This window comes from Mesobacillus sp., from assembly GCF_049588175.1.
Taxonomy (GTDB): domain Bacteria; phylum Bacillota; class Bacilli; order Bacillales; family Cytobacillaceae; genus Mesobacillus.
Map to the genome: position 1 here is coordinate 1 of NZ_JBAVFI010000303.1, position 8,358 is coordinate 8,358.

Consider the following 8,358-nt stretch of genomic DNA (forward strand, 5'->3'; position numbering starts at 1 on the left):
GGACAGCAATGGACAATGAGCCATACTCCTTCGTCCCAGGCTTTGCCGAAATCCGATCCGCAACCTCCTTCTGTAGCATGCAGACAATTCCCCTGATTGGCAGCCTTTCCTCAAGCAGCTTCATCAAGATGGGTGTCGTCACATAATAAGGAAGGTTGGCAACGACCATTACTTCCTCCTGTCCTGCGAATTCAGTTTCAATCACTGCCTGTACATCTGCTTTCAGAACATCGCTATGGATGATTTTAACGTTAGGGTACGGCGATAGTGTATCCTCCAATATTGGGAGAAGACGCTGGTCAATTTCAAAAGCAACGACCTTTTCTGCTCTTCTTGCCAATTGTTCCGTAAGAGCTCCGATTCCAGGTCCAATTTCAATTGCTCCGCTTTTTTCCGTTAGTTCTGCATGGTCAACGATTCTGTTTAATATATTAGTATCAATCAAAAAATTCTGCCCTAAGCTCTTTTTAAAAGAGAATCCGTATTTATCAAGTATTTCCTTTGTTCTTACAGGTGTCGCTATATCCTTATGCATCTTGCTCCTCCTTAAGGATTTCAGCTAACGCATCTGCGAAATCCTGTCTTTTCACCTGAAACATCATTAAACGCTTGTGAAGCTGCTTTCCGTTTGTGTACCCAATTCTAAGCAGCCTGCCTAGCTTTTCACGTCTTTCCTTAGCGCCTGATCCGCCAATCAGCCCAGCAACGATCAAATCCTCTTGGCTGATTTCTTCGACCGCTTCCGTGTCCATTACCTGCGCACCCTTAAGAGCTTCCCTGATTACTTCGGGTGAAGCATGTTCAACACCTATTCCGCGCCCAGACTTTGGCTTGGCTAATTCTTTCGGAATAAAAGCATGCTTGCAGCCGGCTATTTGTTCCGAAATCGTTTTACGGATTTTTTCACCAGGATAATCCGGATCCGTAAAAACAATGACTCCTCGTATTTCATGTGCATTGCGAATCCGTTCAATTGTTTCCGCATTGATGGCTGAACCATTTGTTTCTAATGTGTCAGCATCCACTGCACGGCGGATTGCGGTTGTATCGTCCTTGCCCTCGACTACGATTATTTCTTTTATTTTCATGTTTCCTCCAATACGAGCACCTTAATAAAACTTTAAAAAAATTAATAAAAAAAATTAATATTTCTCTGAAATACTTGAAACATTTCTGCAATATAATCGTCTATATAAGTGAAAACATTTTAGATTAATTTATAACTCTACCGGGTAATAAATAAGTAACACTTTTCTTATTATACCTTAAACTTATATAAGCTAAAAAACAAAAAATGCAGAGGAAGGTTCCCCTGCATCCATGAATTAATTTAGAATTTTGATTTTGACGCGCTTACTTCCCCAACGGAATGCATCTGATTTAGATGGGAAAAAGACATCAATCTTAAAGCCTTTTATTGCAGAACCTGTATCCGCTGCTATTGCATAACCATAGCCCTCAACATATACTTTAGTCCCTAATGGAATAACCCTGGGATCCACCGCAATTACTTTTGCATTTGGATTCGCCCTTAAGTTCATTCCCGTCGCTGTGTAACCAGAACAGCCATTGCAATTAGCCGTATACGCAGTGGAAGACACATAAATCTCCTTGCCTGCAGGCTCGCTTGACCCACGTGAAACTTGAGCAACTAACACTTTAGTTCCCATCGCCACGACTTTATCCTGTTTTTCCTTCATTTTCTTCTCGCTGACCAGTTTTCTTGAAACTTCCTTGCCATTTTCCAAGACTACTTCATAACGCTTGGATAGTAAGCCTTCCTGGCCTTCGTTTACGACTTTCTGTTTACCCTTTTCCAGATTGCTGTCGTTTTTGGTGATGACTGCATAATTAATTGGTTCTTCCACTACATCGGTGACTTTTTCAACTCGAATGACATTAATCACGGCATTTTTTGTGACTGTCTGCTTAAGTTCAGGTTCAACACGGTCTAATTTGTTGAGTGTAATCCCTTGCTGTGATAAAAAGTCAGCGACCGTAGTCGAAGTCGACCACACATCTTGCTTCTTGCCGCCTACTACAAGTTTAAGCGGGAAAGCTCTTTGAATGGCAATCTTCATATCCTTTTTCAGTTTAGCGTCTGGGTTTAGGTTTAACTGGTCGTGTTCATTCAAAACAATATTTTGTTCCTTCAGGAAGTCCTTCACAGTATCGGCTGCTGTCCAATACGTTTTCTTTTCCTGATTCTGTATTACCTCTACCTGTTTTGCCGGTTTCCACACGATGGCTAAATCATTCTTGACTTCCGTGTTTGCCGCCAGCGATAAATAGTCCTCTGAGCGCAATGAAATATCGAGATCATTAAATAATTCCTGGATGGTATTCGCGTGTGTTTTAATGACTCTTTCCTGTCCGTCCAGCGTCAATGCCACTGTCTTCTTGGTTCCTTCATACATGAAGATCCCCAAAGCAGCCGCAAAAACTAGGAAACTAGCAGAAAAAATCACCAGCTTATTCTTACTCAAAGTCTTGTAAAACAGGTTTTTCATACTATTAATCACGATGAAAAACGCCTCCTCTTCTCGGAGTGATTATAAAGATATTGTTGCCGACTTGTCAACCCAGACACCCCTGCCAAAGGTAAACCCTATTATGCAAGAAGCTCCATAAAAAGGAAAGCAAGAGTTATCGACACGGTTATCCTATGTTGAAAGTGAGACTTGTAGAACTTTTTAGAATCACAATTTTTTTGGACAACCTTGCTGATAAATCGACAACATTCTTTATCACTTTATGCCGAATAATTTTTTTGCATTTTGGGTTGTTGCTTCAGCAATCTCCTCAAAAGATAACCCTTTTAATCCTGCAATTTCTTCGGCGACCAGTTTTACATAGGCAGGCTCGTTCCTTTTCCCGCGATATGGATGCGGAGTCAAATATGGGCAATCTGTTTCTACTAACAGACGGTCCAGCGGAATTGATTCTGCGACTTCCTTCGGTTTCTTGGCATTCTTAAATGTAACTGGCCCGCCAAGCGAAATATAGAAGTTCATATCAATGCATTCCAGCGCTGTTTCCACGCTGCCGCTGTAGCAATGCATAATCCCGCCAACTTCCCCTGCATTCTCTTCCTTTAAAATCTCTACTATGTCAGCTGTTGCGTCACGATTATGTATGATGATAGGAAGTTTCACTTCTCTTGCCAGCCTGATTTGCTTACGGAAAACCTCTTTCTGGATTTCCTTGGGGGATTTGTCCCAATAATAATCAAGCCCCATTTCCCCAAGTGCGACCACCTTCGGATGGTTTGCCAGCTCCTTCAGCCAATCAAGGTGTTCGGGTGTCATATCAATTGCATCAACTGGATGCCAGCCAACGCTTGCATGGATAAAATCGTACTCCTCAGCCAGCTCGATTGCTTTTTTGATGGTCAGCTCGTCAAACCCGACTACAACCATATTGGTTACACCTTCAGCAACTGCTCGGTCAATGACCTCCTGGAGATCGTCGTTAAATTGTTCTGCATTTAAGTGTACATGTGTGTCAAAAAGCATCTTCAAACTCCTTTACTGGCACCGCTTACAGCTTCATTCTAACAATCACTGATTGTAAGTAGAATAGACAGGCGACTAAGTTCTTAAAATCGTGATAAAGTTTTGTCGATATCATAACTTTTTTCAGCGGTTAAGGTCAAATTTTTGGTTCTGAATATTTAAAAACCCGACAATTGACGGGAATGGCAAACGTGCATATTTCTTCTATTTATATAAATATCTTGTAGAATTAATTCATTTTGCATTCCGATACCTCCATAGGACATATTTCATTAATATCATGACTTTTTTGTCCTTTACGAAGGCGCTATTGAATATATATTTTTAAATTATGGTAGTTTTGTCCTTTATGAAGGCTCTATTGAAGAGATTCCTTAAAAGTAACTACGGGAATATCCTTTATGACAATTCCAATAGACAAATCTCACAAACAGTTTGCTCTTTTTGAGCATGAAAAAACCTGGAAATGTTACACATGGAACATTTCCAGGTTTTTCTTGTTTTCTTGTCGACTATTTCACTTTTGCCCCAATGGACAGTGAGTCATCTACTGTAGCCAGTGACATAACGCCGTCTTTTTCGCCCGCAAGAATCATTCCCTCGGAAAGTTCTCCTCGAAGTTTTACAGGCTTAAGGTTTGTGACGCAAATGACTTTTTTGCCAACAAGGTCTTCTGGTTTATAGTATTTCGCAATTCCTGACACTACCTGGCGTTTCTCATAGCCAAGGTTTAATTGAAGCTTTAACAGCTTATCAGCTTTTTTCACTGGTTCTGCATGAATGACTTCTGCAACCCTAAGCTCGACCTTCATGAAATCATCAATCGTGATTTCTTCCTGCGGCTCCGGCTTTTCTTCTTCAACAGGTGCATTTGCAGGAGCTGAACCCTGCATTTTTTCTTTGATAAAATCAACCTCTTCCTTCAAGTCAAGACGTGGGAAAATCGGCTCTCCCTGTACAACCTTTGTACCTGCAGGAATTTGTCCGAATGATTCAAGGCTATCCCATGTTTGAAGCGATTCAGAAGCGACATTCAGCTGGGCAAAGATTTTATCAGGAGTCCTTGTCAAGAATGGCTTCAAGAGGACAGCAACTCTTCTTAATGACTCGGCAAGATGAACCATTACACTAGCTAAAGCATCCTTTTGAGCTTCATCCTTTGCCAGTACCCAAGGCTGGGTTTCATCAATGAATTTATTGCAGCGGCTTACCAGCTGCCACACAGAAGTAAGCGCCACTGAAAACTCCATTTTTTCCATAGCTTCTTCAAACTTTTGTACCGTTTCGTTGTTTACTTCGAGAAGCTGTTTCTCAAACTCCCCTTCGGAATCGTTATAAGCAGGTATTTCACCATCAAAGTATTTATTGATCATCGCAACTGTCCTGTTCAGCAGATTGCCAAGGTCATTGGCAAGATCAAAGTTAATGCGTTCGACAAAGCCTTCTGGTGTAAACACGCCATCAGAACCAAATGGAACCTCACGCAACAAGTAGTAGCGTAGTGCATCAAGGCCATAGCGGTCAATCAAAGTAACAGGGTCCACTACATTGCCCTTTGATTTTGACATCTTTCCATCCTTCATCAAAAGCCAGCCATGGGCGAAAACTTTTTTAGGAAGTGGAAGATCAAGCGCCATCAGCATGATTGGCCAATAAATCGTATGGAAGCGGACGATTTCTTTTCCAACAAGGTGGACGTCTGCAGGCCAGTAATTCAAATACTTAGAATCATCCTCTGTGCCATATCCAAGTGCTGTAATGTAATTCGATAATGCGTCAATCCATACATAAATGACATGCTTCGGATCTCCTGGAACCTTTACGCCCCAATCAAATGTCGTACGTGATACAGCCAAATCCTCAAGTCCAGGCTTGATGAAGTTATTGATCATCTCATTCTTCCGTGACTCCGGCTGGATGAACTCAGGATTTTCTTCATAGTACTTCAGCAGCCTGTCGGCATATTTGCTCATTTTAAAGAAATACGATTCTTCCTTTACCTTTTCAACAGGACGGCCGCAGTCTGGGCAATTTCCATCCTCTAACTGTCGGTCTGTGTAAAAGGATTCACAAGGAGTACAGTACCAGCCTTCATATTGATCAAGATAGATATCGCCCTGCTCCAAAAGCTGCGCGAAAATCTTCTCGACAATCTGCTTGTGGCGGTCTTGAGTAGTACGGATAAAATCGTTGTACGATATATCCAGCTTCCCCCATAGCTCCTGGATGCCATCGACAATTTCATCGACATATTGCTGTGGCGTAATTCCTTTAGCTTCAGCATTTCGCTGTATTTTTTGCCCGTGTTCATCCGTGCCAGTCAAATACATGACATCAAAGCCGCGGAGCCTTTTATAACGTGCCATTGCATCACCGGCCACAGTCGTATAAGCGTGGCCAATATGCAGATTGCCGCTTGGGTAATAAATAGGGGTCGTAAGATAAAAGGTTTTCAGTTTCTCTTCCATGAAGATCCTCCTTAACTAAAACTGCTAGTTCATTCTAATAGTAGTTATTATACCAGCTAATGCCTTGGCTTTCCTACTGTAGTGTTAAAAAAGCCCCGCCCTATTAGGCAAGAGCTTATCATTTTCAACTTATTCAGCACTCTTTATATACATAATAGAAAGTCAGGTTTCAAATTACGTTCTTTTCGAAGGTTCCATTCTAAGAATTTAGCTTTGTTAAGCTGATTATTCCTTATTATAAATAATACAAAGTTCTGGAAATGAGCCTAATAGAATGATTGCTCAACTATCCTCAAAATATACCCATTTTACTTAAAATGTGCAATATGACGTGAATATGACAAACTTATGACATTTTGTCGAAACTAATGTAGAAATTTGTCGAATCGCGCGCCTAATATTATATTCACAATACCATTTTTGTCTGTTTCTTCTGGTAATAATTCCGCGCTATTCCTTGCGCCTATTGGACTTACCATTCAAAAACGTTGATATAAAAAGGTTTTTATAAAGTGTTAAAAATTGTTAATGGAAGAAAAATAAATTAATTGACGGTTATTGGAATCGCTGGTATTATAAAACCAATAGAAAAAAATATGTCGAATTATGACGAAATAATATATGGGGAAATGAGAGGAGACTATTTTACTATGAAATCTACTGGTATTGTACGTAAAGTTGATGAACTTGGACGCGTGGTTATTCCGATCGAACTAAGAAGAACACTTGGCATCGCAGAAAAGGATGCTCTAGAAATCTATGTCGACGATGACCGCATCATCCTTAAAAAATATAAGCCTAACATGACTTGCCATATCACTGGTGAAGTATCTGATAACAACATCACATTGGCAGGCGGAAAGCTAATCCTTAGCCGCGAAGGCGCAGAGCAGCTTCTACAAGAAATCCAGGGAAACTTTGAACCTGTAAAAGCTTAATAATACAAGCAAGGCCGTGGATTCTCCCACGGCCTTTTTTATCGTTATTTTCACATGATAACTCTTCTGCTATTTACTCATCTACATGGTAGGCCTGGTAAACATCTCGTTTTTGCATGCCTCTATCTTTGGCCGTTTGTTTGATGGCTTCTTTCGAATTCATCTTTTCTTCCGAGATATAGTGCTCTACATGCTCATTCAAGCTTAATTTTTCCCACCAGTGAGTTTCTCCTTCTTCAATAGAACTTAAGGAAGCTCCTTCAATGATTAAAACAAACTCACCACGTATTTCTTCAGTCTGCGCCCATTCCAATGTCTCCGAAATCGTTCCTCTGATAAATTCTTCATATTTCTTCGTCAGTTCACGGCAAAGGACAATTTTCCTGTCGCCTAGCCCTTCCAGCATTAAAGACAGCGTTTCTTTTAACCGGTGGGGAGATTCATAAAGGACGATGGTTGCTGTCTGTTTTGACAATATTTCAAGCTCTTTCTTCTTTTCCTTTTTGCCTCTCGGGAGAAACCCATAATAATAAAACGGCTGTGGCTGGATCCCAGAAGCGATTAACGCAGTCAATGCCGCATTTGCACCTGGAAGAGGAACTACCGTCAGTCCCTCTGAGATTGCCTCAGCAACCAACTCAGTACCGGGGTCGGATATGGTTGGCATCCCCGCATCGCTTACCAAGGCAATTTTTGCCCCATCTCTTATTTTTTCAAGTAACTTATAGCCGCTGCTTTCCTTATTATGTTCATGATAGCTCGTAACAGGCGTCTCAATCTCAAAATAATTGCAAAGCTTCTTCGTATTTCGCGTATCTTCGGCGGCGATTAGATCGGCTTCCTTCATTATTTTGATTGCCCTGAAGGTCATATCCTCGAGGTTGCCAATCGGCGTAGGCACAAGATACAAGATTCCTTTTTCATTCTCCCGCTCAAAGCTTTTCTGCTGATGCATATAAACCACCCATTTCTCTTAAAAGAAAGTCATCCTTCTTTTTTCGTGTCCATTGCTTAAATTCATATTCCGCTTTCATCGCGTCGCTTTTTTCATCAAAGGATTTCGAATACACAAGCCTTACCGGTCCCCGACCCTTGGTGTATTTTGCACCTTTCCCCTCGTTATGCATTTTCAGCCGGCGTTCAAGATTATTCGTATATCCGGCATAGAGGCTGCCATCCCTGCAAAGCAGGACATAGAAATAATGCCTACTTGCTTCCATATAAAATTTCTTTCACGACTGGGGTGTATTCATTATTGTCATCATAGACAATCAGCGGTTCAAGTATTTTAAGATCAGGGCTGCCATCCTTAATTGCTTCGATCAGCAATGTATTGGCTTCTTTACCAGCCTTTGGATAGACAAATTGAATCCGCTTAGGCTCCAGTCGATATTTTCTCATCAGTTCGATGATATCGATCAGCCGGCCCGGACGATG

At 41.2% G+C, this 8,358-nt stretch carries 8 protein-coding genes and 1 pseudogene; 1 reads left to right on the plus strand and 8 read right to left on the minus strand.

Annotated elements, in window-relative coordinates:
• From rsmA to metG, 5 genes are all read right to left on the minus strand, one after another.
• A partial coding sequence (rsmA, locus tag WB217_RS07430; RefSeq protein ID WP_423992082.1) for a 16S rRNA (adenine(1518)-N(6)/adenine(1519)-N(6))-dimethyltransferase RsmA occupies positions 1-535 on the minus strand: 535 nt, incomplete at its 3' end.
• Positions 528-1,088, minus strand: coding sequence for a ribonuclease M5 (gene rnmV / locus WB217_RS07435; protein WP_423992084.1), 561 nt, complete (start codon positions 1,086-1,088; stop codon positions 528-530). The genes rsmA and rnmV, both read right to left, overlap by 8 nt.
• A gap of 237 nt (positions 1,089-1,325) precedes the next feature.
• Positions 1,326-2,510, minus strand: a complete 1,185-nt coding sequence (locus WB217_RS07440) for a ubiquitin-like domain-containing protein (RefSeq protein ID WP_423992094.1) — start codon at positions 2,508-2,510, stop codon at positions 1,326-1,328.
• 237 nt (positions 2,511-2,747) lie between these two features.
• Positions 2,748-3,515 carry a TatD family hydrolase gene (locus WB217_RS07445; protein WP_423992086.1) on the minus strand — a complete coding sequence of 256 codons (768 nt, stop codon included), beginning with the start codon at positions 3,513-3,515 and terminating at the stop codon, positions 2,748-2,750.
• Positions 3,516-4,027: 512 nt separating this feature from the next.
• The gene (metG, locus tag WB217_RS07450) at positions 4,028-5,983 is read right to left on the minus strand and encodes a methionine--tRNA ligase (RefSeq protein WP_423992088.1); all 1,956 of its coding nucleotides are present in this window, start codon (positions 5,981-5,983) and stop codon (positions 4,028-4,030) included.
• A 650-nt stretch (positions 5,984-6,633) separates the two neighbouring features.
• Between metG and WB217_RS07455 the strand changes: the two genes are divergently transcribed.
• Positions 6,634-6,921 carry an AbrB/MazE/SpoVT family DNA-binding domain-containing protein gene (locus WB217_RS07455; protein ID WP_215034644.1) on the plus strand — a complete coding sequence of 96 codons (288 nt, stop codon included), beginning with the start codon at positions 6,634-6,636 and terminating at the stop codon, positions 6,919-6,921.
• A gap of 73 nt (positions 6,922-6,994) precedes the next feature.
• On the opposite strand, the gene rsmI is transcribed toward WB217_RS07455, so the two are convergent.
• From rsmI to WB217_RS07470, 3 genes and pseudogenes are all read right to left on the minus strand, one after another.
• Positions 6,995-7,876, minus strand: coding sequence for a 16S rRNA (cytidine(1402)-2'-O)-methyltransferase (gene rsmI / locus WB217_RS07460; protein ID WP_423992090.1), 882 nt, complete (start codon positions 7,874-7,876; stop codon positions 6,995-6,997).
• The gene (locus WB217_RS07465; RefSeq protein ID WP_423992092.1) at positions 7,854-8,141 is read right to left on the minus strand and encodes a GIY-YIG nuclease family protein; all 288 of its coding nucleotides are present in this window, start codon (positions 8,139-8,141) and stop codon (positions 7,854-7,856) included. The genes rsmI and WB217_RS07465 overlap by 23 nt, the downstream gene beginning before the upstream one ends.
• Positions 8,128-8,358 (minus strand): annotated as a pseudogene (locus WB217_RS07470) (SAM-dependent methyltransferase); the annotation flags it as partial. The gene WB217_RS07465 and the pseudogene WB217_RS07470, both read right to left, overlap by 14 nt.

Coding starts and splice junctions, on each gene's coding strand:
- metG (WP_423992088.1), bottom strand. CDS start 5,983: ATGGAAGAGAAACTGAAAACCTTTTATCTTACGACCCCTATTTATTAC.
- WB217_RS07440 (WP_423992094.1), bottom strand. CDS start 2,510: ATGAAAAACCTGTTTTACAAGACTTTGAGTAAGAATAAGCTGGTGATT.
- WB217_RS07465 (WP_423992092.1), bottom strand. CDS start 8,141: ATGGAAGCAAGTAGGCATTATTTCTATGTCCTGCTTTGCAGGGATGGC.
- rnmV (WP_423992084.1), bottom strand. CDS start 1,088: ATGAAAATAAAAGAAATAATCGTAGTCGAGGGCAAGGACGATACAACC.
- WB217_RS07445 (WP_423992086.1), bottom strand. CDS start 3,515: ATGCTTTTTGACACACATGTACACTTAAATGCAGAACAATTTAACGAC.
- WB217_RS07455 (WP_215034644.1), top strand. CDS start 6,634: ATGAAATCTACTGGTATTGTACGTAAAGTTGATGAACTTGGACGCGTG.
- rsmI (WP_423992090.1), bottom strand. CDS start 7,876: ATGCATCAGCAGAAAAGCTTTGAGCGGGAGAATGAAAAAGGAATCTTG.